Genomic DNA, 22732 nt, shown 5'->3' on the forward strand with positions numbered 1-22732 from the left:
GAAGGCGACATGGCAGGTCACATCCAAGATCGATGGATGCGCGTCAAGCGCGACGAGAACGGCGCACCAGTACTCGACGCCAAGGGCAGTCGGACCAAGGAACGCGACCCGGAGCGGTGGGGTAAGGGCGACCGGTACAAGGTCCGGTACTACGACCCGGACGGCAACGAGAAGTCGGAGTCGTTCCCGGACAAGCAGCTCCGCAAGGCGCAGGCGTTCCTGACCAAGATGCAGCACGACGTCTTGTCGGGCACCTACATCGACCAGGACGCGGGGAAGGTCAACTTCAAGACCTACGCCGAGAACTGGCTCAAGGGCCAGTCGCAGGACGCTGCCACCCAGCAGACGCTGCGGAGTCGGCTCAAGAGCCAGCTCTACCCGTTCTTCGAGACGCGCAACGTCGGCTCGGTCAACTCCGAAGTGGTCCGTAACTGGCTCGCCTGGCTGCGGGAACGCAACCTGGAGGTGTCTACCCAGGCGGTGTACTTCGACATCCTGTCGTCCATCCTCAACGCGGCCGTCGAGGACCGGAAGATCCGGGTCAACCCGTGCAAGGCGCAGAGCGTCAAGAAGCCCAAGCCCAGCACGCGCAAGATCGTCCCGTGGCCGGAAGCCAGGCTTCGGGCGGTCCAGCTCGCCCTACCGGCGCGGTTCAAGCCGACTGCCCAGCTCGGCGCGGGCTGTGGGATGCGGCAGGGCGAAATCCTCGGGTTCTCGATGGACGACGTGAACCGTGACGACATGCTGATCAACGTCACCCGACAGATCAGAGTGATTGATAAGCAGTTGGTCTTCGCGCCGCCGAAGGGCGACAAGACGCGGGTGGTCCCTCTGTCGAGTGGCGTCCTGGAGGGCCTGGACTCCTACGCGCAGAACTTCGAGCCCGTAGCCGTTACCCTGCCGTGGCTCCAACCGTCCGGGCGACCGGTGACGGTCCGGCTGCTGATGGTGGGCAACCAAGGTGTCCCGTACTCGGGGAGCGCGTTCAACGAGGTGGTCTGGAAGCCGGCCTTCAAGTGGGCCGGGCTGACCTACACGACCAAGGGGGACGGGATGCACGCGCTGAGGCACTTCTACGCCTCGACGCTGCTCGGCCAAGGCGTCTCGATCAAGGAGCTGGCGGAGTTCCTGGGTCACGCCGATCCGGGGTTCACGCTGCGGACGTACACCCATCTGCTGCCGTCGAGCTACGGACGTGCTCGGTCGGCGGTGGATCGGGTGTTCCGTCCGCAGCGGGTGGGAACGTCTCAAATTGCATGACCCGGTTAGCCTGTGCTGAGCGCAGGTGATCGGAACCAGTCTGGTTCGATGCGCAGCTGTGGGCGTCGTCCACGCTACCGATCCGGATTGGTAAATTATTTTCAAGCCGTTGGTCGGTGTATCGGCTAGTGTTGGACTATGGCAGAGGGTCGCGGTAGTCGCTCCGGTTATGATGAGAATAAGGGTAGACTTGAGGAACTTGGCCAAGTTGCCACCCGTCTAATTGGTGCACTTCTGGTTGAGAGAGGCATTCGTGCGCACAATATCACTTTTCGCGTGAAGGAAAAGTCTAGCGCTGATCGTAAGATGTCGAACAATCCACAAAAGTATTCCGATTATCTATCGCTGACGGATTTCTTGGGTGTGCGAGTGATAACTAACTTCGCCGATGAAGTGGATGTGGTTGGCAGTATATTGCAAGGCGAGTTCACTATCGATGAGGATAATTCGATCGATAAGCGCCTGGTACTGGACTCCGACCGTTTCGGCTATCTCTCGCTACACTATATTCTCCAGTTGAATCAAGCGCGAAGGGGGTTGGCAGAGTATGCCCGGTACGGCGGTATAAAGTTTGAAGTCCAAGTTCGCTCAATATTGCAGCATGCATGGGCCGAGATTGAGCATGACTTAGGTTACAAGTCGACTTTCCAGTTGCCGTCAGAGGTGAAACGAAGGTTCTCTAGGCTTGCTGGCTTGCTGGAGATCGCTGACAGTGAGTTCCAGTCACTTCGCGACCATATCGCTTCCTACGAGCATGCGGTAAGCGATTCTATTCCTGATTCGAGTTCCGACTTGGTGCTGAATCAGGCAACGCTTATGACTTTTCTTGAGCGGTCGCCGATGGCGATTCACCTGGATGTGAAACTTGCAGAATTTCTTGGTTCGTCCGAAATGTTCGTAGATCCGAAGTATGCGATGCAGCAGCTCGCCCCACTGGTGTCGCACTTCGGAATTCGAACCGTCGGGGACCTCGATGCGGCTTTCGAGCGCGACGGCAGCAAAATTCTACCGTTCGTCGAGAAACTTTTTCCCATCTTTGATTCGCATCTGCAGCCGCCGGAGCTTCCTGTTAGGCATAGGAAGGTAAGCGTAGGTATCTGTCTCCTGCAATTGACTTATCTGCTTATGGCCGGGGCTGATCCAGATGTGCGAGAGGAAGTGATTCGCGAGTACTTCGGTAGCTATGCAGTCGATGCAAAAGGTCTAGACCTCGATTTGCTCGAGGCGTATCGACAGGCTTTTGAATGATTTTCATCTCAATGCATCTGGGGTTGGGAAACGAGTTGTGCGCCTGCGGTCGAGGCTGCGGACGTACACCCATCTCCTGCCGTCGAGCTACGGTCGTGCTTGGTCGGCGGTGGATCGGGTGTTCCGTCCGCAGCGGGCCAGTGAACCCCGGACGGCCTGATGACGGCCTGACAAGATCAATAACTAGCGTTTGTGCAGGTCAGGCTGTGAAGCCTTTGAAGATGTTCGTGAACTCGTACTGCGACTGGCTGATGCTGCTGCACGTCGGCGAGATCCCGCCACCGGGGCAGCCGCCGTTGTCGCGGCCCACCGACCAGAAGCCCAGCAGGCCGATGCGGTTCGTGTTGGCCCACGTCACGAGCTTGCGGGCGTGGGCTTGGGTGAAGACCTTGCCGTTGAAGTTGCGGCCGATCATCGGGGTGACGCCGAGCAGACGCTTCAGCTCCGCGTCCGACTTGGCGGGCCAGATCTGCTTCATCTGGCGCAGGCTGCTCTCGGCGGCGGCGATGACGGCGTCGCCCCAGTCGGCGCGGGACGAGCCGAACTCCATGGTCATGGGGTTGACGAGCACGGTGAGGCCCTTGGCGGCGGCGTTCTGCAGGATCTGCACCGAGTAGGGGTCCATGCCGTAGTCGTCGCCCTGCACGCGCATCGTGTAGCTGATCGACGTGCCGCGCTCGGTCTGCAGGCGCTTCAACGCGGTGTTCACCATGTCGTGCGGGATGGAGGCTTCGACGTCCACGTCCAGGTGGTTGCTGCCGACGGCGTCGAGGACCTTCTTGTACGCGGCCAGCAGGGCGTCGGCGGTGGAGCACGAGTACTCCAGGTACGGTCCGGCCGCGCCGCCGGTCGCCACGATCACGTCACCGCCCAGCGCCTTCAGCGCCCGGACGTCGTTGATGATCCGGCTGTCGTGCAACGGGATGGTGCCGCCCCACGACGGGTTGCAGCCGCTGCTGTCCGCGAGCGCGAACGCCAGCGTGAACACCTTCTGGCCGGTGGCCCGGGCGACCGACTCCAGCGACGGCGTCGGCATCGTGATGTCCACGTACGGCGCGGACTTCAGGCTGCCGGGCAGCGGTGGCTGGTCCGAAGTCGTGGTCGTGGTGGACGTGGTGGTGGAGGTGGTGGTGGTCGTCGTGCCGCCGGTGCACGGCTGGCCGTTGAGCTTGCAGTTGGCGGGCACGCCCGTGCCGTTCACCAGGAACCCGAACGACGTGGACGCGCCGGCCGCCAGGCTCCCGTTGTACTCGCGGTTGGTGAAGGTGTGGTGCGAGCCGCTGCTGCTCAGCGTGGCGTCCCAGTACGAACCGGGCGTGCTGCCGGCGGGCAGGTCGAACTCGACCTTCCAGCCGGACACGGCGCTCGACCCGGCCGTGACGGTGAACTTGCCCTGGTAGCCGGAGCTCCAGGTGGAGTCCTGGCTGAACACGGCCGTCGGGGTCGGCGCGGCGCCCGCGGGGGCGGCCAGCAGCAGACCGGCGGTCAGGACCGCGGTGACGCCCGCCGCCAACGCGGCCAGGCTCTTGCGCTTCGAGGACATCGGAACCTACTCCCGTGCAGGGGGGAACGGGGTGGGAGTGGTGCGGGAGCGTGGGGCGCGGCACGCCCCCACACCACGTCGTGGCGGTGCCCTCGACCACTGTCGGCACCGACAAGGTGACCGTAGGTGGCCTAGACCACTTCGTCAATGGGTCTAGACCTTTTCGCGCTCGAACGGTCCGGCGGCGGCGGTGGGAGACTGTGCGGGTGGATGCCCTCCCCTGGACCGCCGGTGCCGCGACCGGCATCGGCTCGCTACCCGGAACCGACCCGCTGGAGGCCGCCAGGATCGTTCTCGGCGAACTCCCCGACCTGCCCCACCTGCCCGAACTGCCCGCCCGGGGCGTCGGCGCGGACATGATCGGCCGCACCGCCGCGCTGCTGGTCGACCTGCCCGTCGAGGTGGTCCCGTCCGGCTGGCGGACCACCGCGCACCCCGGTAGGGACCACCGGCGCGCGGTGGACCTGGTGCGCCGCGACCTCGACGCCTTCGAGGAGGCCGCGGACCCCGCGCCGCCACCGGTGGTCAAGGTGCAGGCCGCCGGGCCGTGGACGCTCACCGCGAGCGTCGAGCTGCTGCGCGGCCACCGCGTGCTCACCGACAAGGGCGCGCTGCGCGAGTTCACCCAATCGCTGGTCGAAGGGCTCAACCGGCACGTCGCCGAGGTCGCCAAGCGCACCGGCGCGCGAGTACTCGTGCAGCTGGACGAACCCGCGCTGCCCGCCGTGCTCAAGGGCCTGCTGCCCACGCCGTCCAAGCTGGGCACGGTCCCCGCCGTCCCCGAGCCGGAGGCGCGTGCCGTGCTCCAGGCGGTGATCGACGGCCTCGACGCGGACGTGGTCGTGCACTGCTGCGCGCCCGCCCCGCCCGTCGCGCTGATCCGCCGGGCCGGCGCGCGGGCCGTCTCGTTCGACCTCACCATCCTCGACGACACGATGTGGGACGAGCTCGGCGAGGCGTGGGAGGAGAAGACCCAGCTGTTCCTCGGCCTGGCCCCGAGCACCGACCCCGGCACGCCGCAGAGCCTGAAGTCGCTGGCCAAGCCCGCACTGGACCTGGTGGACCGGCTCGGCTTCCCTCGGTCGATCCTGGGCACGCACGCGGTGCCGACGCCGACGTGCGGCATGGCCGGCGCGAGCGCGACCTGGGCGCGGCGGGCGCTGGCGCTGACCCGGGACGTGGGCAAGGCGTTCGTGGAGCCGCCCGAGGGCTGGTGACGGCGGGGCTCAGAGCGCGTTGAAGGGCGCGGCGTAGGTGAACGGGCCGGTGAGGGCGGGCGTGTGGGTGGACAGGGCGCGGGCCTGGAAGTAGGGGGTCCAGCCCGGGTCCGGCGGGGTGATGCCGTAGGTCGACGCCGGCACGAAGCCGAAGCGGGAGTAGTAGGCCGGGTCGCCCAGCAGGATCACCAGCGGTTCGTCGAGGGCGTCCGCCGCACCCAGCACGGTGTGCATCAGGGCTTTGCCGACGCCCGAGCGCTGGTGGGACGGCAGCACGCTGAGCGGGCCGAGGCCGAGCGCCGGCGCGTCACCGACCGCGCCACGCGTGCACACGACGTGCCCGACCACCACGCCGTCCACCTCGGCCACCAGCGACAGGGCCGGGATCCAGCCCGGATCGGCCCGCAGTTCGCCCACCAGCCGCGCTTCACCGCCCGGTCTGGCGGCGAACGCGGCCTCCGTCACGTCGTGGATGACCTGGGTGTCGGCGGCGGTCTCGCGTCGGATCAGCACGGCACAGCACCCTACGGCCCGACCAGGTGAACCCCCGAAGGCATTTCCGCGCCGCGCAGGAACGCCAGCAGCACGCTCTGGAACGCCCGCCCCGCCGACGTCGGCGCCACGTCCGTCCGGTGCGCCAGCGCCACGGTCCGGGTGGTGGCGGGCGTCAACGGCGTCCCGTGCAGCGACCGCGCGGCCAGCACCGTGCTGGGCACGATCGCCACGCCCAACCCGACCTCCACGAACCGCAGCACGGCGTCCATCTCGCCGCCCTCCACCGCGAACCGCGGCTCGAACCCGGCCTGCCGGCACGCCGCCAACGTCGTCTCCCGCAGGTCGTACCCCGGCCGGAACATCACCAACGGGTGATCGCGCAGGTCCGTCAACCGCATCCGGGGCACGCCCAGCGGTGCCGCCGACGCCACCACCAGCTCCTCCCGCAGCACCGGCACCACCGTCAACGCCCGGTCGGCGTCCGCGGGCGACACGATCACCAGCGCCAGGTCGAGCTGCCCCGCCTCCAACGCCGCCACGAGGTCGCGCGACCCGCCCTCGGTCACCGACACCTGGATGCCGGGGTAGGTGTCGTGGTACCGCTTGATCACGTCCGCGAACAGGCTGCCGCACAGGCTCGGCGTCGCGCCCACCCGCACCCGCCCCCGCCGCAGCCCCACCAGCTCGGCCACCTCCAGCCGGGCCGTGTCCACGTCGGACAGGATCCGCGCGGCCACCGGCACCAGCGCCTCACCCGCCGGGGTCAGCGCCACGTTGCCGCGGGCCCGGCTGAACAGCTCCGCCCCCAGCTCCTTCTCCAACGCGTGGATCTGCTTGGACAGTGAGGGCTGCGCCACACGCACCTCGGCGGCGGCGCGGGTGAAGTGCCGCGTCCGGGCCACTGCCAGGAAGTATGCGAGCTGCTGCAGCGTCATAGCCCCAGGCTATCGTCAAGCAGCTCACGATGTATTGGACGACTCGTCACGCCCGTTCCTAGCGTCAGCGACGTGGACACGATCGGGCTCTACCGCACCACCGTCGGCAAGAAAGCCGTCATGGCGGTCACCGGCGCCGGACTGCTGCTGTACGTCGTCGTGCACATGCTCGGCAACCTGACCGTCTTCTCCGGCGCGGACGCGATCGACGGCTACGGCCGCCGGCTGCGCGAGATCGGCCTGGTGTGGCCCACCCGGATAGCGCTGCTCGCCTGCGTGGCGCTGCACTTCCTCGCCGCCTACCAGCTGACCGCGAAGGCACGCAGGGCCAAGGGCCGGTACGAGCACCGGCGACGCGTCCAGGGCGGCTACGCGGCCCGCACGATGCGCTGGGGCGGCGTGATCATCGCCCTGTTCGTGGTCTACCACCTGCTCGACCTCACCGCCGGGTGGCTCAACCCGAACGGCGTGCCCGGCGAGATCCACGCGAACGTGGTCGCCGACTTCCAGCACTGGTACGTGGTGCTGGCCTACACCGTCGCCGTGCTCGCCCTCGGCTTCCACATCCGCCACGGGGTGTGGAGCGCCACCCAGACCCTCGGCGTCACCACCTCGCGCGTGATCGGCCTCGGCGTCGCCGTGGTGATCTGCGCCGGGTTCCTCTCCGTTCCCTTCGCCGTCTTCACCGGATGGGTGAGCTGACATGCTCTACACAGAAGGTTCCCCGATCGCCGACCAGCGCGTGCCGTCCGGCCCGATCGAGACCCGCTGGGACCGGCGCCGGTTCTCCGCCCGCCTGGTCAACCCCGCGAACCGGCGCAGCCGCAGCGTGATCGTGGTCGGCACCGGCCTCGCCGGCGGCTCGGCGGCGGCGACGCTCGCCGAGCTCGGCTACCGGGTCACGTCGTTCTGCTACCAGGACAGCCCGCGCCGCGCGCACAGCATCGCCGCGCAGGGCGGCATCAACGCGGCCAAGAACTACCGCAACGACGGCGACAGCGTGCACCGCCTGTTCCACGACACCGTGAAGGGCGGCGACTTCCGCGCCCGCGAGTCGAACGTGCACCGGTTGGCGCAGATCAGCGTCGAGATCATCGACCAGTGCGTGGCGCAGGGCGTGCCGTTCGCCCGCGAGTACGGCGGCCTGCTGGACACCCGCTCGTTCGGCGGCGCGCAGGTCTCGCGCACGTTCTACGCCCGCGGCCAGACCGGGCAGCAGCTCCTGCTGGGCGCCTACCAGGCGCTGGAACGCCAGGTCGCGGCCGGCCGCGTCGAGGTGCACCCGCGCACCGAGATGCTCGACCTGGTCGTGGTGGACGGCCGGGCGCGCGGGATCGTCGTGCGCGACCTGGTCAGCGGCGCGGTGTCCACCCACTACGCGGACGCCGTGGTGCTCGCGACCGGCGGGTACGGCAACGTGTTCCACCTGTCCACCAACGCCAAGGGCTGCAACGCCACCGCGATCTGGCGGGCCCACCGGCGGGGCGCGCTGTTCGCGAACCCGTGCTTCACCCAGATCCACCCGACGTGCATCCCGATCAGCGGCGACCACCAGTCCAAGCTCACCCTGATGAGCGAGTCGCTGCGCAACGACGGCCGCGTGTGGGTGCCGCGCGACCCGCACGACACCCGTGCGGCCAACGACATCCCCGAGGCCGACCGGGACTACTTCCTGGAGCGCATGTACCCGAGCTTCGGCAACCTCGTGCCGCGCGACATCGCGTCCCGCGCGGCGAAGAACATTTCCGACGAGAAGCGCGGCGTGTACCTGGACTTCGCCGACGCCATCGAACGCCTCGGCGCGCTCGCCGTCGAACAGCGCTACGGGAACCTGTTCGAGATGTACCAGCGCATCACCGGCGACGACCCCTACAAGACGCCGATGCGCATCTACCCGGCCGTGCACTACACCATGGGCGGGCTGTGGGTGGACTACGACCTGCGGTCCACCATTCCCGGCCTGTACGTGATCGGCGAGGCGAACTTCTCCGACCACGGCGCGAACCGGCTCGGCGCGTCGGCGTTGATGCAGGGCCTGGCGGACGGCTACTTCGTGCTGCCGGGCGTGATCGGGGACTACCTGGCCGACGCGCCGTTCGAGCCGGTCGACGACCACCACCCGGTCGTGGCGGACACGATGTCCGAGGTGCGCGGCCGGGTGAAGACGCTGCTGGCCGTGAACGGCGACCGCACGGTCGAGTCGTTCCACCGCGAGCTGGGCCGGCTGATGTGGGACGAGTGCGGCATGGAGCGCGACGAGGCCGGGTTGCGCAAGGCGTTGGAGCGCATCCCGGAGCTTCGCGAGGAGTTCTGGCAGCGGGTGCGGGTGCCCGGCACCGGCGAGCGGTTGAACCAGGAGCTGGAGAAGGCCGGCCGGGTCGCCGACTTCCTCGAGCTGGCCGAGCTGATGTGCGTCGACGCCCTGCACCGCGCCGAGTCGTGCGGCGGCCACTTCCGGTCGGAGAGCCGGACACCGGACGGCGAGGCGTTGCGGAACGACGCCGACTACTCCTACGTCGCGGCCTGGGAGTACACGGGCGTGGGCCGACCGCCCGTGCTGCACAAGGAAGAACTGGTCTTCGAACACGTCACGCCGAGCACCCGGAGCTACCGGTGAAACTGACCCTGCGGATCTGGCGGCAGAGCGGCGCCACCGGGCGGCTGGTCGAGTACCCGGTGGACGACCTGTCGCCGGACATGTCGTTCCTGGAGGCGCTCGACGTGCTCAACGAGCGGTTGATCACCGCCGGGCAGGAGCCGGTGGCGTTCGACCACGACTGCCGCGAGGGCATCTGCGGCATGTGCGGGATGATGATCAACGGGATGGCGCACGGGCCGGAGAAGGCCACCACGGCGTGCCAACTGCACCTGCGGCACTTCCGCGACGGCGACGTGGTGACCGTGGAGCCGTGGCGCGCCGAGCCGTTCCCGGTGGTGCGGGACCTGGTGGTGGACCGGTCGGCGCTCGACCGGATCGTGGCGGCGGGCGGGTACATCAGCGTGCCGACGGGGTCCGCGCCGGACGCGCACGCGACACCCGTGCCCAAACCGGACGCCGACACGGCGTTCGAAGCGGCGGCGTGCATCGGCTGCGGCGCGTGCGTGGCCGCGTGCCCCAACGGGTCGGCGATGCTGTTCACCGCGGCGAAGACCACGCACCTGGGCGTGCTGCCGCAGGGGCAGCCGGAGCGGTACTCGCGGGCGCGGGACATGGTCGCCGAGCACGACGCGGCGGGCTTCGGCGGCTGCACCAACACCGGCGAGTGCACGGCCGCGTGCCCCAAGGGCATCCCGCTGACCACGATCGCCCGCCTGAACGCCGACCTGCTCCGCGCTCACACCACCCGCAGCGACAGGTAACCCGTCCCGCACACCAGCAGCGTGGAGAGCAGCCCCAGGAGGAGCGCCCCGGGGCTGGTCCGCAGCAGCGCCATGGGGCGTACCGACGTGCCCAGGCCGAACAGCGCGGCGGCCAGCACGACCGTCGTCGCCGTCGTGGCCACGTCCAGCACGACGGCCGGCACCAGCGGGCTGACCAGCATCAACACCAGGAAACCCAGCAGGAACGCGGGCACCGGCGGCGCACCCCGCCCGCCCAATCCGGCCACGATCGGGGCCAGCAGCGCCACCCGGCCCAGCTTCACCGCCATGGCCGTCGCCAGCCCGCCGGCCGGTGCGGCGGCGGCCACCTGCGCGACCTCGTGCACGCTCAGCCCGATCCACTGCGGCGACGCGTTCACCAGCGGCAACGCGACCATCGCCAGCGTGCCGTAGAGCGTGACGAGCGCGACGCTCGTGGCCACGTGCTCGTCCTCCCGGTCCACCCGGCCCTCGACGGCCGCGATGGCCGACGCGCCGCAGATCGAGAACCCGCTGGCCACCAGCACGCACAAACCGCGCGGCAGGCGCAGCAGGCGGCCGAGCCACAGCGTGCCGAAGAACGTGACCGAGACCGTGACCAACACCGCGAGCAGGACGCCCGGTCCCAGACCGAGGAGTCGCGCAACGGACAGTTGCAGTCCCAGCAGGACCACTCCGGTGCGCAAGAGCCGACGCGTGACGCCGGTCAGGTCCGGCAGGCGTCCACCCACCACCACACCCAGGACCAACGCGACGATCAGCACACCGTCCACCCTCCGCGCCCGCGCGCGCTTCCGGTAGGCGGCCATCAGGTCTGGGGTCATACCCTGGAGCTATGACCCCGGACCTCGAGTCGCTGCGCCTGCTGGTGCTGGTCGGGGAGCTGGGCAGCCTCGGCCGGGCCGCCGCGGCACTCGGCGTCGCGCAGCCGTCCGCGAGCAAGCGGCTGTCCACACTGGAACGCAGGCTCGGCGTCGTGCTGGTCGACCGGGGCCGGCGCGGCTCCGTGCTCACACCCGCCGGCGTGGTCGTGACCGAGCGGGCGCGGCGCGTGCTCAACGAGGTCGCCGGCCTGGTCGAGGGCGCCCGCGCACTGCGGTCGGCGCAGGAAGCCGAGCTGCGGGTCGCCGCCAGCATGACCGTCGCCGAACACCTCGCGCCGGGCTGGATCGGCGAACTGCGCCGCACCCGGCCCGACCTGCGCGTGGGCCTGCGCGTGACGAACTCGGAAACGGTCGGGGCGCTCGTCCGCGACGGCGCCGTCGACATCGGCTTCGTCGAAGCCCCAGGACCCCCGCCACCAGGGCTCTCGTCCCGCGGAGCGGCCGCGGACCGGCTCGCGCTCGTCGTCGCCCCGGGACACCCGTGGTCCCGCCGACGCCGACCGCTCACCCCGCCCGAGCTGGCCGCGACACCGCTCGTCATGCGGGAACGCGGCTCCGGCACCCGCGACACCCTCGACCGGGCACTGCCCGACGCCTGCCCGCCCGCGCTGGAACTCGGCTCCACCACGGCCGTGCGCGGCGCGGTCGTCGCCGGCGTCGCCCCCGCGGTGCTCAGCGTGCTCGCGGTGGCCGTCGACCTCGCCGAAGGACGCCTGGTCGAGGTGCCCGTCGACCTCGACCTGCGCCGCGTCCTCCGCGCCGTGTGGCCCGCCGGCCGCAAGCTCGTCGGACCTGCCGCGGAACTCCTCGCGGTGGCCACCCGGCGTAGTTCAATGGAGCCATGAGCTGGTTTCGCCGACGCACCGAACCCGAGCCCGAACCCGTCCACCTGCCCAACCCGGACGAGGCCGCCGTCGCGTTCTGGCAGGCGTGGTTCGAGCTGCTGCCGCACGTCAGCGCGGCGCTGGGCGACGGCGAGCCGTACCGGGTGGAGGGCGAGCTCGGCGCGATGGTCGCCGCCATGCACCCCGACCTGGAGTTCTCCCTCGAACGCGGCCACCGCGCCATCTACGCCCTGGTGATCACCAGCCGCGAGGACCCGAAGCTGCGGCCCTACACCGACGCGTGGATCGAGGCCGCGCCATCCGAGGACATGATCTGGGAGTACCACGACTCCGTGCCCGCCGTGCCCGACCCCACCCAGGTCACCGTCAACCTCGGACCCCGCCGCATCCGCCTCGCCGACGTGCGCGTGGTCGCCCAGGTCTCGGACGGGCTGGTGGACGTCGCCGTCTACCACCCCGAGTTCGCGAACCTGGAACCCGCGGCCCGGCAGACCATGACGTTCCTGCCCCTGGACGTCACGCTCGGTGAGCGCCTGGCGGGTGAACGACTCGGCCGGGTGGAAACCGCGTCCGCCGAACCGGAGGGCACGATCGGCCTGCTGGAACTGCGCGACCTGGTTCGCGCGATAGGTGAGGATCAGTCCTGAAATTGTCGGACCCGCTGGTTACAGTCATGCCGTGACCAGCGACGACCCGTTGAACCCCACCCAGGCCCCCGCCGAGGGCGTCGAGGACGTGCCCGCCGCCGTGCGCGAGCGGCACGCCGCGCTGGCCGAGGTGGTGCGCGGGCACCAGTTCCGCTACTACGTCCTCGACTCGCCGACGGTCAGTGACGGTGAGTTCGACGCGTTGCTCCGGGAGCTGGAGGCGCTGGAGCGGGAGCACCCCGGCCTCGCCACGCCCGACTCGCCCACCCAGCTCGTCGGCGGCACGTTCTCGACCGAGTTCAAGGCCGTCGACCACCTGGAGCGGATGCTCAGCCTGGACAACGTGTTCTCCCGGGACGAGCTGGCGGGCTGGTTCGAGCGGGTGCGCAAGGAAGTCGGGGAGGACGCGCACTTCCTGTGCGAGCTCAAGATCGACGGGCTGGCCGTCAACCTGCTCTACGAGCACGGCCGGCTGGTCCGGGCGCTGACCCGCGGCGACGGGCGGACCGGCGAGGACGTCACGCTCAACGTGCGCACCCTGCCAGACGTGCCGGAGACGCTGACCGGCACCGACGCCCACCCCGTGCCGGCGCTGGTCGAGGTGCGCGGCGAGGTGTTCTTCGCGGTGGAGGACTTCCTGGAGCTCAACGCGCGGCTCGTGGAAGCGGGCAGACCGCCGTTCGCGAACCCCCGCAACACCGCCGCCGGGTCGTTGCGGCAGAAGGACCCGAAGGTCACCGCGTCCCGCCGGCTGCGGATGATCTGCCACGGGCTGGGCAAGCGGGAGGGGTTCGAGCCGACCAGGCAGTCCGAGGCCTACGAGGCGCTGCGCGCGTGGGGGCTGCCGGTGTCGTCGCACACGGTCGTGCTGAGCGCGGTCGAGGAGGTCGGCGAGCACGTCTCGCACTGGGGCGCGCACCGGCACGACGCCGTGCACGAGATCGACGGCGTCGTCATCAAGGTCGACGAGGTGTCGCTGCAACGGCGCCTGGGCAGCACGTCCCGCGCACCGCGGTGGGCGATCGCGTTCAAGTACCCGCCGGAGGAGGCCACCACCACGTTGCTGGACATCAAGGTCCACGTCGGCCGCACCGGCCGCGTGACGCCGTTCGCCGTGATGGAGCCGGTGAAGGTCGCCGGGTCCACGGTCGCGCGGGCCACGTTGCACAACGCGAGCGAGGTCAAGCGCAAGGGCGTGCTCATCGGCGACCGCATCGTGATCCGCAAGGCCGGTGACGTGATCCCCGAGGTGCTCGGGCCCGTGATCGACGCGCGGCCCGACGGCGCGTACGAGTTCGAGATGCCGTTGACGTGCCCGGAGTGCGGTCACGCGTTGCGCCCGATGAAGGAGGGCGACGTGGACATCCGGTGCCCCAACGCGGCGGGGTGCCCGGGGCAGTTGCGGGAGCGGCTGGCGTACCTGGCGTCGCGCTCGGCGCTGGACATCGAGGTGCTCGGCTTCGAGGCGGCGGCGGCCCTGGTCGAGTCCGCGGTGTACGGCGACGAGGGCGACCTGTTCGCGTTGGACGCGGACAGACTGGCGGAGATCGACCTGTTCCGCACCAAGGACGGCGACCTGACCGCGAACGCGCTCAAGTTGCTGGACAACCTGGAAACGGTCAAAGAGCGTCCACTGTGGAGAGTCCTGGTCGCCCTCTCGATCCGTCACGTGGGCCCCACGGCGGCCCGCGCCCTGGCCCAGGAGTTCGGCTCCCTCGAGCGCATCGTCTCGGCCACCGAGGAGGAGCTGGCCGCCGCCGAGGGCGTGGGCCCGACCATCGCCGCGGCCGTGCGCGAGTGGGTCGAGACACCGTGGCGTCAGGAGGTCGTGCGCAAGTGGCGAGCCGCCGGCGTCCGCACGGCGGAGGAGCGCGACACGTCAATCCCCCGCAACCTCGAGGGGTTGTCGATCGTGGTGACGGGTTCGCTGGAGACGTTCTCGCGTGACGAGGCCAAGGAAGCGATCCTGTCGCGCGGCGGCAAGGCGGCCGGCTCGGTGTCGAAGAAGACGGCCTTCGTCGTCGTGGGCGAATCCCCGGGCTCCAAAGCCGACAAGGCACTGCAACTGAAGGTCCCGGTCCTGAACGAAGCCGGCTTCCGCCTCCTCCTGGCCGAAGGCCCCGAAGCCGCCACCAGGGTAGCCACCACTTCCGAAGACCCGACCCCACCAACCACCCCCTGACCAGCACTTCCTCCGACTACCGCCACCACGACCGGGTGAACCTGATCGGGTGACCAACTTGAAACGCTGTTATTCACCCCCTCGAACGTCGGTTGAAACAACGAGGCCGCCAACCAACCCCACTCCCATCACCTCACACCCCCACTCCCACAGGTCCGGCGCTCCGCCGGCCCGACGCGAGTGAACCGGTCCGCATCCCGCCATCGGCAACCCCGCCGCCCGTCAGCCGCGCCGCCATCAGCCACGGTGCCCACCAGCCACGGGCCGCCATCGGCAACCGGATGCCGCCATCCGGCAACCGGATGCCGCCATCGGGAACGCTGCGGCTTCCCGTCGCCACCACCGGAGCATCCGTCACACTCCACCGCGTCAGCCTCACCCTCACCGGCACCGATGCCCGCCGGCATCCGCCGGCATCCGCGGGTGAACGGCTAACGCGCTGACGTCACGTGAGGGAAGCGCGCGACCCAGCGCTTCTGCCACGGCGTCTCCACCGCGCGCCGGTTGAAGTTGGCTCGCACCCAAGCCACGGCCTCGCCCGAGGGGACACCCGCCAGCACGGCCAGGCAAGCGATCACGGTGCCGGTTCGTCCGATGCCGCCGCCGCACGCCACCTCGACCGCCTCACCCGCAGCGGCCCGTGCGTGCAGGTCGCGGATCAGCGTCACGGCCTGTTCGGGCGACTTGGGCAGCCGGAAGTCCGGCCACTCGAGCCACTCGTGCGGCCACGAGGGGGCGTCCGGACGTGCCATCACGGACCGTCGCATCCGGGGGGAACCGAGGTACAGCCCGTAGTCGGGGGTGCCCTCGGGGGTCGGGTTTCGCAGGCCGCGACCGCGGACGAGAGCGCCGTCGGGTAGTTCGATCGCACCGGGAAGGCTCATGACCCACATCATCGCGCCCGCAGTCTTGCGGGTGGACGGGAGGCCGGGCGGGGGAGCATTCGGGAGGCCGTCCAGGGGATTCCGAGGCAGGGGAGTTGGCGGGCAGGTGAGGGAACCGGCAGGCAGGTGAGGGGAACCGGCAGGCAGGGAAGCGAGATCGGGCAGGCCGGGTGAGGACGTTCGGTAGGGGGAGCAGGCGGAATGGCGGGTGGGCGAGGGATGTTCGGCGGGCCGGGCGGCGAGTCCGGCTCAAGGCCGGCTCTGCCGACCGGCCCCTGCCAACCGGGCCGCAGCTCAGCCCACCACCCGCCCCACCCCCCGCCCGGAACTTGATCGAACGCCCGCCGGCGCAGTTGGCTGGACGACAATCGAGGACGGTCCGCTGACGCAGAGGGGAACGCAGATGGCCGACATCGTGGTGAGGCCCGCCAGGGAAGACGAGTGGGCGACAGCGGGGGCGATCACTGTTGCCGCCTACCAGGCCGACCGGCACATCGACAGCCACACCGGCGGGTACGCCGACACGCTCGTTGACGCGCGGACCCGGGCGCGGGAGGCGGAGTTGTTGGTCGCGGTGGACGCCGAGAACACCGTGCTCGGCACCGTCACCGTGGTCCGGCCCGGCACCCCGTACGCCGAGGTCAGCAAGGACGGCGAGGTGGAGTTCCGGATGCTCGCGGTGAGCCCGTCCGCCCGCGGCCGGGGGGTGGGGGAGGCGTTGGTGCGCGCGGTGATCGTGCGGGCGCGGGAGCTCGGGGCGCGCAGGTTGGTGATGAGCAGTTCCGAGCAGATGACCCCGGCGCACCGGCTCTACCAGCGGCTCGGGTTCCGGCGGCAGCCCGACCGCGACTGGCGGCCCGTGCCCGGCGTGGACATCACCGCGCTCGGGTTCAGCCTCGAACTCGCATGACCTCGTCACGCAGCGAACGGTCCCGTGCCGCCCGGTCGTAGAGCAGCTCCACCAGGGTCGCGTGGTCCAGTTCGGCGAGCCTCAGGCGCAGCTCCTCGTCCTCCGCGTCCGGCGGCGGCACGGTCAGGTCGCGCTCCAGCAGCACCAATCCGACCGCGACGCAGTGCTTGCAGAAGAACCCCTGCGACCCGTACGGGCACGTGCACGCCCCGACCAGGCGGGTGTCCTCCCACTCCAACGTCACCCGGTACTCGGCCGCGCCGACCACGACACCTTCCACGTGCCGCGACCGGACGGCCAACTCGACCACGGAGTCCCGGTAGGTCAGCCCGCGCCAGTACGACTTGGCGCCCGCGTGGTGGCGCAGCAGGGCTGGGGTCAGCGTCGGCATGGCGGTATCCAACACCTTGTGGTTCGGTGGCTTTCGTGCTCCAGGCTTGTCTGAACGGTGCCCGTGAGCCGGGCAGCCACCCTAGTGTGCCGATCACCCCGCAGGAGCTGGCGGTCGACGCTTCCGCGTGCGCCGAGCTGGGCGTCACGTCGTTCCACCTGCACCCGCGGGACGTGGTGGGGCTGGAGGTGCTGGCCGGGCCCGAGGTCGCGACCTCGGTGTCGGTGGTGCGGGCCGCGGTGCCGCGGGCGGAGATCGGTGTGACGACCGGTGCCTGGATCGTGCCGGACCCCGTGCGGCGGGCGGAGCTGGTGCGCGGGTGGGCGGGGCTGGCCGCCGGACGCCCCGACTTCGCGTCGGTCAACGTGCACGAGGACGGCTGGCTCGGCGTCGCGGCCGCGTTGCGCGACGCGGGCATCGGGATCGAGCTGGGCGTGTTCCACGTCGAGGCGGCGCGGACGTTGCTGGACGTCGGCGTGCCCGACGGGACGGTCCGGGTGCTGGCCGAGGTCCAGCCGGGGAAGACCGAGCGGGACGCGGGACGGCTGCTGGACCTGCTGGTGCCGCTGGGGGAGCCGATCCTGCTGCACGGCGAGGACGACAGCGCGTGGCCGGTGCTGGACTACGCCGTGTCACGCGGCCTGGACGCGCGGATCGGCCTGGAGGACACGCTCACCGCCCGTGACGGCACCGCCGCGGTCGACAACGCGCACCTGGTCCGCCTCGCCCGCTGAAGCGGGAAAAGCACTGGTAGCGCGGGTGCCGGGCGTGGTTTCGTTGCGCCATGGTGTCCACCGACCGGCTCCTCGCCTTCGCGGCCATGTCGTTCCTGTTGATCGTCATCCCCGGGCCCAGCGTGCTGTTCGTCGTGGGACGTGCGTTGGCGCAGGGTCGTCGGGCCGCGCTGATCACGGTGCTGGGCAACACCCTCGGCGCGTACACCCTCGTCGTGGCCGTCGCGTTCGGCGTCGGGGCGGTGGTGGAGCGTTCGGCGATCGTGTTCACGACGGTGAAGCTGGTCGGGGCGGCGTACCTGGTGTACCTGGGGGTGAAGGCCGTGCGGCAGCGCGGGTCGCTGCACGCGTCGTTCACCGCGGGCGGACCGGCGCACGGCGGGCTGCGCACGTTGTGGGAGGGCTTCGCGGTCGGGGTGGCGAACCCCAAGACGATCGTGTTCTTCGCCGCCGTGCTGCCGCAGTTCGTGGACCGCGCGCAGGGTCACGTGGCCGCCCAGATGCTCCTGCTGGGCCTGGTGTTCAACCTCATCGCGCTCGCGTCGGACAGCGTCTGGGGCCTGGTCGCCGCCACCGCCCGCTCCTGGTTCGCCCGTTCGCCCCGCCGCCTGGCCGTGGTGGGCGGCGCCGGCGGCCTGACCATGATCGGCCTGGGCGTGACCATCGCCGCCACCGGCCGCAAGGAGTGAAACCCCGGCTCGCCGCGTGAGTCGAACACTCAGGTTCCGTGAGTCGTACGTTCGCGCCGCGAGAGTGATTTTGCCACTTAGGTTGCATTGCCATGGTCAAGTTACTTACACATGGTAGTGCGCCTGTTGCACCACGTCGGACGTCACTGTCCAGGCGGACATGCTGCACCCTTGGTCGCAACATGTCCGCCTGGACGCAACGCGACCCTTTCAAATCGCAGGCGAACTCGCCGCTTTTTGTGAGCGTCTCGTCTAGGATCGGAATGGGCGCGCCAGCGGTTCTTGTGTGCGCTGCGTTCATTGTGACGTCGGGGGGTTGGCTGTGACGAAGGCATTGAACAGGCGGGTTTCGCGCTCGGTCGCGGGCGAGCTGCCGCCGTTGCGGGGAATCATCTACGCGCGGGCTTCGAAGGATCGCAGGGGTCGTGCGGTGTCGGTGAAGTCGCAGGTCGCCGTGGGTCACAGGTTCTTCAAGCAGCACAACATCGTGGTGGTGGCCGTACTGGTGGACAACCACATGTCGGCGTCGCGGTACGCGCGGGCGGAGCGGCAGGAATACAAGGAGGCGCTTCGTCTGCTCGTGACGGGTGAGGCGAATCTGTTGTGGACGTGGGAGAGTTCACGGGCCACCCGCGAGTTGGACGTGTTCGTCCAACTCCGTTCGATCCTGATCGAGGTGGGCGGCTATTTCGCCTACGACGAGCGCATCTACGACATGAACGATCCGGACGACCGTATGGACACCGCCGAGGACGCGGTGGACGCGGAGAAGGAAACGGAGAAGCTCCGTAAACGGGTGCGTCGTGGTGTCGAGTCGCGGGCCTTCGCGGGGTTGCACCACGGCAACGACTGGTACGGGCACCGCAAGGTCTACGACGAGCGGACGGGCGAGATCGTCAGGATCGAGCGCGACCCGGTGCAGGGTCCGGTGGCGAAGGAGGCGGTGCAGCGTCTGCTCGGGGGCGAGAACGGGACGGTGATCGCCAACGACTTCAACCGTCGGGAGATCTCGTGCCCGCACGAACTGAAGTGGATCTCGCTGCACGTGGAGAAGCTGTACCAGCTGTCCCGCGATGCGGAGTCGTGGGCGAGGCTGACCGCGAAGTTGTCACCCGAGCAGGTGGACGCGGCGGTGCAGGCGCTGGTGTGGTTGAAGGAGAAGGAGTCGCCACAGACTGTGGCCCGCTGGTTGCGGGAGGGCCGGTACGCGCACGTGTTCCCCGGCCGCTGGTCGGGGGCGAAGGTGCGGGCGGTGGCGTCCAATCCCGCGTTGGCAGGGTTGCGCCTGTACCAGGGCGAGATCATCGGCAAGGGAACCTGGACGGGCGTCATCACCCCGGCGCAGCACTACCGGCTCGCGGCCATGCTGGGCGATCCGACCAGGGCAGGGAAGAAGGACGGCGACCGGGTCAAGCACGTGCTGTCGGGGGTGATGCTGTGCGACGTGTGCAACGTGCCGGTCTACGGCGTCGTGTTCGACACAACCAAGAACGGGCGGCCGGTCACCCGCCGTTTCTACCGTTGTGTGCAAGGAGGGCACGTGAGCAGGCAGAAGGAGCGCACCGAGGCGTTCGTGATCGAGGCGGTCCTGACCCGGCTGGAACGCCCGGACGCGGAGGAGCTGTTCCGGGTGGAGGTCGACGCGATGGAGGATGCGACCAGGGCGTTGACCGAGGCCAGGGAGTTGCGGGCCCGGTTGGACGGGTTCACCGACAAGGCGGCCGAGGGCGAGTTGTCGCCGGAGCGGTTGGCGCGGATCGAGGCGAAGCTCCTGCCGAAGATCGAGGCGGCGGAGAGCCGTGCACGGCAGGTCACGATCGCTCCGACGGTGGCCGGGCTCGTCGGTCCCGGTGCGCGGGAGGCGTGGGCGCGGTTGTCGATCGTGCAGCAGCGTGAAGTGCTGCGGACGATCGTGCGGCCCCGGTTGTGCCGGTCGACCAGGAAGGGACCGGGATTCGACCCCGACGCCATCCGGATGGTCTGGCTGACCGACCGGCCCGAGGTGCCGGACATGGGGCAGACGGGCTGACGGCCCGCGACATACAGACGTGGCCCGGGCCCCGGTGGGGTCCGGGCCACGGTCGTTCAGACGTGCGCGCGCTGGTGGTGCAGTTCCCGCAGGTGTGGACCGAAGATTCCGGCCAGGACGTCGCGCTGTCGAGTGGACAGCGGCGGGGCGGCTGCGGCTGCGGCACGCGCCGCCGCCAGTTCGGCCGGACCGAGGAGCGCCGCGCGGCCGGCGGTCGGTACCTCGGGGGACGGCGGACCCTGGGTAGTCACCTTGGCGGGTGCCTGCTCGGGGCTGAGAGGTTCGGACACGGGTTTCCCTCCCTGGCTGGGGTGAGGGGCGGGTCAACGGTGTGATTGGCCGCGCGTGATGTCCCGGCCTCGGTGCTGTTTGGCTGCCTGCCACTCACGGAAGGTGCGTTCGCCGATGCGGCGGCGCGCACACCCCGACGGCCGGACAGGTGAGGTAGGTCCGGCCGTCCGGGAGGCGTCCGGCCAGGGCGGGCAGGGTGAAGTTGAAGATGCCGTGACCGCGCAGGCCCGAGTTCTGAGTGATCAGCCGTTCGGGCCTGCGCCTGGTGGTCGTGGTCGTGGTGGAGCGCTCCTCGTCAGTCGGTGTCGTCGGTGGGGGCCAGGGGGCGGCCGTCGGTGTCGCGCGGGTCGACCAGCGGGGTGACGCGGTGTTCGGTGCTGACGACGACGCCGAAGGTGCCGAGCAGTACGAGGGCGGCGGTGATCAGGCCGGTGATGCCGTCGCCCTGGCCGGGGGTGAGCAGGCCGGAGCCGACCAGGCCGGTGACCAGGGCGGTGAGGCCGCCGACGATGGAGCCCGCGACGCGCAGCGGGCGGGGGCGGGGATCGGTCACGAAGTGTTCCTCCTGGGTGCGGTTGGGTTGGTTGCCCTCGTGCCGCTCGAACCACAGGACGAAGCGCACACAGGCTTTGCCGAGTAGCCAGAGCAGCAGGGCGAGGGAGAGCACGAGCGAGCCCCCGCCGGGTTCGATCCCGGCGGCGGGCTCGTGGGTCATGGGCGGGTCAGCCAGTCCCCGGTGCGGATGTAGTCCGGGTTGGTGATGCCGTTCCTGGCGGCGATGGCCGCGACGGTGGTTCCCCAGCGCACGGCCAGCGCGGACAGGGTGTCGCCGGGCCGGATCTGGTAACGCTCACCACCACTGCCCCCACCAGCACCGCCGGGGATCAGGATGGTCTTGCCCGCATAGATCCGGTCCGGGTCGGCGATGCCGTTGCGGGAGGCCAGCTCGGCGACGGTGGTGCCGGTGCGGGCGGCGATGCCGGACAGGGTGTCGCCGGGCTGGATGACGTAGGGCACCCAGCCCGAGGGCGCTGGGGCGGGCGAGGGTTGCGGTGCCGGGGCGGGTGCGCCGTCGAGGACGAACGAGCCGACGCGCCAGTCGCCGATGGTGGCGTTGCGGTCCACGAACCCGGTGAAGCCGGGGACGATGCCCTCCTGGGAGTGCTGGTGGATCGCCAGGCGGGGGTGGCTGTAGTCGACGTGTCCGGGGTTGCTGTTGTACTGGGCGCACCACAGGATCACGCCGTCGTCGGCCCACTCGTCGGGGCGCAGGCGGCGGGTGAACCAGTGCTGGTTGGCGTACACCAGCAGCTCACGCCGCCCGCTCTGGGCGCGGAACTCGCGGATGAACTCCGCGATGAACCCGTTGGGGTCGCCGATGAAGGTGTGGTGCTCCATGTCGAGCATCGGCCACAGCGACCCGGAGCCGAGCAGCCCGCGGGCGTTGAGGTTGGCGACGAAGTGCCGGACCTGTCCGGCGACGTCGCCGGGATGGGCGTAGTGGTAGCCGCCCGCGTGGATGCCGACGGAGCGGGCGCCGTCGACCTGGGCGGTGACGTGCGGGTTGACGTAGCCGGTGGCCTCGGTGACCTTCACCGAGGCGAACGAGATGTTGTTGCCCTTGACGGCGGGCCAGCCGATCGAGGAGCCCTGCCAGGAGCTGATGTCGATGCCGTAGTCCACGTGTTCCTTCCGGTTTTCGGGCGTGGCAAAGCGGCCGAGCACCGGGCGGTGTCGGCTCGCAGGGGTGGATGGGTCAGGTGGGTGGGAGTTCGCCGCGTCGGGCGACGGCGGCTTCGTCCTCGGCGCGGCGGCGGCGGTCGCGTTCGGCGTCGAGTTCGCCTTCGAGTCCGGCGAGGCGGCGTTCGAGCTTGCCGATACGAGTCCGCAGGGCGGCCAGTTCGGCCGCGTGGGCGGTGCGCATGGCGGTGATCTCGGCGGCGTGCGCGGTCTCGCGTGCTGCGAGCGCCGCCAGGTACTCGGCGCGGTCGGACCGGTTGGCAGTCATGAGCCGGTGATTGGCCGAGAGCAGGTAGCCGATGATCAGCACCAGCGCTCCGGCTACGCCGAAGTTGGGCAGGAACGACAGGTCCAGGAATCCGCCCTTCAGCGAGTGATACAAGGCTTTGCTCATCGCACGGCATAGATGTCGGAGCCGCATGGCTCTGGTACGTCTTGGCGCGGTGCG

General features: G+C 69.9%; 23 protein-coding genes and 1 pseudogene. 13 read left to right on the forward strand and 11 right to left on the reverse strand.

Annotation, left to right across the window (positions count from 1 at the left end; all coding sequences use genetic code 11):
• Positions 1-36 precede the first annotated feature (36 nt).
• Together FHX81_RS27765 and FHX81_RS27770 are read left to right on the forward strand one after the other, a co-directional pair.
• Entirely contained in the window at positions 37-1260 is a 1224-nt protein-coding gene (locus tag FHX81_RS27765) for a tyrosine-type recombinase/integrase (protein ID WP_246107997.1), read from the forward strand.
• 138 nt (positions 1261-1398) lie between these two features.
• Positions 1399-2508, forward strand: coding sequence for a GTP pyrophosphokinase (locus tag FHX81_RS27770; protein WP_141980989.1), 1110 nt, complete (start codon positions 1399-1401; stop codon positions 2506-2508).
• Positions 2509-2707: 199 nt separating this feature from the next.
• Here FHX81_RS27770 and FHX81_RS27775 read toward each other — a convergent pair whose 3' ends face one another.
• Positions 2708-4051, reverse strand: a complete 1344-nt coding sequence (locus FHX81_RS27775; RefSeq protein WP_141980990.1) for a glycoside hydrolase family 18 protein — start codon at positions 4049-4051, stop codon at positions 2708-2710.
• Positions 4052-4257: 206 nt separating this feature from the next.
• Here FHX81_RS27775 and FHX81_RS27780 point away from each other — a divergent pair, with 206 nt between their 5' ends.
• Positions 4258-5268 (forward strand): methionine synthase, encoded by a 1011-nt coding sequence (locus FHX81_RS27780; RefSeq protein ID WP_141980991.1) that lies wholly within the window; start codon positions 4258-4260, stop codon positions 5266-5268.
• A 9-nt stretch (positions 5269-5277) separates the two neighbouring features.
• Here the strand turns inward: FHX81_RS27780 and FHX81_RS27785 are convergent, their stop codons facing one another.
• Together FHX81_RS27785 and FHX81_RS27790 are read right to left on the reverse strand one after the other, a co-directional pair.
• A complete protein-coding gene (locus FHX81_RS27785; RefSeq protein ID WP_141980992.1) occupies positions 5278-5781 on the reverse strand; it encodes a GNAT family N-acetyltransferase in 504 nt (167 codons plus the stop codon).
• Between the two features lie 11 nt (positions 5782-5792).
• Positions 5793-6698, reverse strand: a complete 906-nt coding sequence (locus FHX81_RS27790) for a LysR family transcriptional regulator (protein WP_141980993.1) — start codon at positions 6696-6698, stop codon at positions 5793-5795.
• 72 nt (positions 6699-6770) lie between these two features.
• Between FHX81_RS27790 and FHX81_RS27795 the strand changes: the two genes are divergently transcribed.
• Genes FHX81_RS27795 through FHX81_RS27805 form a run of 3 tightly spaced genes read left to right on the forward strand, consistent with a single transcriptional unit; the run spans position 6771 to position 10058 of the window.
• Positions 6771-7400: a succinate dehydrogenase cytochrome b subunit gene (locus FHX81_RS27795; RefSeq protein ID WP_246107998.1), complete on the forward strand. Its 630-nt coding sequence runs from the start codon at positions 6771-6773 to the stop codon at positions 7398-7400.
• Between the two features lies 1 nt (position 7401).
• Entirely contained in the window at positions 7402-9315 is a 1914-nt protein-coding gene (locus FHX81_RS27800; protein ID WP_141980995.1) for a fumarate reductase/succinate dehydrogenase flavoprotein subunit, read from the forward strand.
• Complete coding sequence (locus FHX81_RS27805; protein WP_141980996.1) at positions 9312-10058, forward strand: succinate dehydrogenase/fumarate reductase iron-sulfur subunit; 747 nt, start codon at positions 9312-9314, stop codon at positions 10056-10058. Before FHX81_RS27800 ends, FHX81_RS27805 begins: the two co-directional genes overlap by 4 nt.
• Here the strand turns inward: FHX81_RS27805 and FHX81_RS27810 are convergent.
• Positions 10034-10882, reverse strand: a complete 849-nt coding sequence (locus FHX81_RS27810; protein ID WP_141980997.1) for a YeiH family protein — start codon at positions 10880-10882, stop codon at positions 10034-10036. The two genes, FHX81_RS27805 and FHX81_RS27810, sit on opposite strands and share 25 nt — an antisense overlap.
• 11 nt (positions 10883-10893) lie before the next feature.
• Between FHX81_RS27810 and FHX81_RS27815 the strand changes: the two genes are divergently transcribed.
• The 3 genes from FHX81_RS27815 to ligA are packed head-to-tail and all read left to right on the forward strand — an operon-like array spanning position 10894 to position 14616.
• Positions 10894-11787, forward strand: a complete 894-nt coding sequence (locus FHX81_RS27815) for a LysR substrate-binding domain-containing protein (protein ID WP_141980998.1) — start codon at positions 10894-10896, stop codon at positions 11785-11787.
• Positions 11784-12434 carry a hypothetical protein gene (locus FHX81_RS27820; RefSeq protein ID WP_141980999.1) on the forward strand — a complete coding sequence of 217 codons (651 nt, stop codon included), beginning with the start codon at positions 11784-11786 and terminating at the stop codon, positions 12432-12434. Before FHX81_RS27815 ends, FHX81_RS27820 begins: the two co-directional genes overlap by 4 nt.
• A gap of 31 nt (positions 12435-12465) precedes the next feature.
• A complete protein-coding gene (ligA, locus tag FHX81_RS27825) occupies positions 12466-14616 on the forward strand; it encodes an NAD-dependent DNA ligase LigA (protein ID WP_246107999.1) in 2151 nt (716 codons plus the stop codon).
• A gap of 431 nt (positions 14617-15047) precedes the next feature.
• Here ligA and FHX81_RS27830 read toward each other — a convergent pair whose 3' ends face one another.
• Positions 15048-15500: a protein-tyrosine phosphatase family protein gene (locus tag FHX81_RS27830; protein WP_425473847.1), complete on the reverse strand. Its 453-nt coding sequence runs from the start codon at positions 15498-15500 to the stop codon at positions 15048-15050.
• 403 nt (positions 15501-15903) lie between these two features.
• Here FHX81_RS27830 and FHX81_RS27835 point away from each other — a divergent pair, with 403 nt between their 5' ends.
• A complete protein-coding gene (locus FHX81_RS27835) occupies positions 15904-16410 on the forward strand; it encodes a GNAT family N-acetyltransferase (protein WP_141981000.1) in 507 nt (168 codons plus the stop codon).
• On the opposite strand, the gene FHX81_RS27840 is transcribed toward FHX81_RS27835, so the two are convergent.
• Positions 16391-16801, reverse strand: a complete 411-nt coding sequence (locus FHX81_RS27840) for an SWIM zinc finger family protein (RefSeq protein ID WP_141981001.1) — start codon at positions 16799-16801, stop codon at positions 16391-16393. The genes FHX81_RS27835 and FHX81_RS27840 overlap by 20 nt on opposite strands.
• Before the next feature lie 35 nt (positions 16802-16836).
• On the opposite strand from FHX81_RS27840, the gene FHX81_RS27845 reads away from it, so the two are divergent.
• The 3 genes from FHX81_RS27845 (at position 16837) to FHX81_RS27855 (ending at position 20253) form a co-directional block, all read left to right on the forward strand.
• A complete protein-coding gene (locus tag FHX81_RS27845) occupies positions 16837-17535 on the forward strand; it encodes a 3-keto-5-aminohexanoate cleavage protein (RefSeq protein WP_141984168.1) in 699 nt (232 codons plus the stop codon).
• Between the two features lie 50 nt (positions 17536-17585).
• Positions 17586-18224, forward strand: coding sequence for a LysE family translocator (locus FHX81_RS27850; RefSeq protein WP_141981002.1), 639 nt, complete (start codon positions 17586-17588; stop codon positions 18222-18224).
• Positions 18225-18546: 322 nt separating this feature from the next.
• Positions 18547-20253, forward strand: coding sequence for a recombinase family protein (locus FHX81_RS27855; protein ID WP_170232191.1), 1707 nt, complete (start codon positions 18547-18549; stop codon positions 20251-20253).
• Positions 20254-20309: 56 nt separating this feature from the next.
• On the opposite strand, the gene FHX81_RS27860 is transcribed toward FHX81_RS27855, so the two are convergent.
• From FHX81_RS27860 to FHX81_RS27875, 5 genes and pseudogenes are all read right to left on the reverse strand, one after another.
• Positions 20310-20543 (reverse strand): hypothetical protein, encoded by a 234-nt coding sequence (locus FHX81_RS27860; protein WP_141981004.1) that lies wholly within the window; start codon positions 20541-20543, stop codon positions 20310-20312.
• A gap of 124 nt (positions 20544-20667) precedes the next feature.
• Positions 20668-20790, reverse strand: a pseudogene (locus FHX81_RS42665) (GP88 family protein); the annotation flags it as partial.
• A 49-nt stretch (positions 20791-20839) separates the two neighbouring features.
• Positions 20840-21259, reverse strand: a complete 420-nt coding sequence (locus FHX81_RS42200) for a hypothetical protein (RefSeq protein WP_246108002.1) — start codon at positions 21257-21259, stop codon at positions 20840-20842.
• Positions 21256-22227, reverse strand: a complete 972-nt coding sequence (locus tag FHX81_RS27870; protein WP_141981005.1) for a GH25 family lysozyme — start codon at positions 22225-22227, stop codon at positions 21256-21258. The genes FHX81_RS42200 and FHX81_RS27870 overlap by 4 nt, the downstream gene beginning before the upstream one ends.
• A gap of 73 nt (positions 22228-22300) precedes the next feature.
• Entirely contained in the window at positions 22301-22678 is a 378-nt protein-coding gene (locus FHX81_RS27875) for a hypothetical protein (RefSeq protein ID WP_141981006.1), read from the reverse strand.
• Positions 22679-22732: the final 54 nt, after the last annotated feature.

The organism is Saccharothrix saharensis, assembly GCF_006716745.1.
In the GTDB taxonomy this organism is placed as follows: domain Bacteria; phylum Actinomycetota; class Actinomycetes; order Mycobacteriales; family Pseudonocardiaceae; genus Actinosynnema; species Actinosynnema saharense.

Coding starts and splice junctions, on each gene's coding strand:
- FHX81_RS27765 (WP_246107997.1), top strand. CDS start 37: ATGCGCGTCAAGCGCGACGAGAACGGCGCACCAGTACTCGACGCCAAG.
- FHX81_RS27770 (WP_141980989.1), top strand. CDS start 1,399: ATGGCAGAGGGTCGCGGTAGTCGCTCCGGTTATGATGAGAATAAGGGT.
- FHX81_RS27775 (WP_141980990.1), bottom strand. CDS start 4,051: ATGTCCTCGAAGCGCAAGAGCCTGGCCGCGTTGGCGGCGGGCGTCACC.
- FHX81_RS27790 (WP_141980993.1), bottom strand. CDS start 6,698: ATGACGCTGCAGCAGCTCGCATACTTCCTGGCAGTGGCCCGGACGCGG.
- FHX81_RS27800 (WP_141980995.1), top strand. CDS start 7,402: ATGCTCTACACAGAAGGTTCCCCGATCGCCGACCAGCGCGTGCCGTCC.
- FHX81_RS27810 (WP_141980997.1), bottom strand. CDS start 10,882: ATGACCCCAGACCTGATGGCCGCCTACCGGAAGCGCGCGCGGGCGCGG.
- FHX81_RS27815 (WP_141980998.1), top strand. CDS start 10,894: ATGACCCCGGACCTCGAGTCGCTGCGCCTGCTGGTGCTGGTCGGGGAG.
- FHX81_RS27820 (WP_141980999.1), top strand. CDS start 11,784: ATGAGCTGGTTTCGCCGACGCACCGAACCCGAGCCCGAACCCGTCCAC.
- FHX81_RS27830 (WP_425473847.1), bottom strand. CDS start 15,500: ATGAGCCTTCCCGGTGCGATCGAACTACCCGACGGCGCTCTCGTCCGC.
- FHX81_RS27835 (WP_141981000.1), top strand. CDS start 15,904: ATGGCCGACATCGTGGTGAGGCCCGCCAGGGAAGACGAGTGGGCGACA.
- FHX81_RS27840 (WP_141981001.1), bottom strand. CDS start 16,801: ATGCCGACGCTGACCCCAGCCCTGCTGCGCCACCACGCGGGCGCCAAG.
- FHX81_RS27850 (WP_141981002.1), top strand. CDS start 17,586: ATGGTGTCCACCGACCGGCTCCTCGCCTTCGCGGCCATGTCGTTCCTG.
- FHX81_RS42200 (WP_246108002.1), bottom strand. CDS start 21,259: ATGACCCACGAGCCCGCCGCCGGGATCGAACCCGGCGGGGGCTCGCTC.
- FHX81_RS27875 (WP_141981006.1), bottom strand. CDS start 22,678: ATGAGCAAAGCCTTGTATCACTCGCTGAAGGGCGGATTCCTGGACCTG.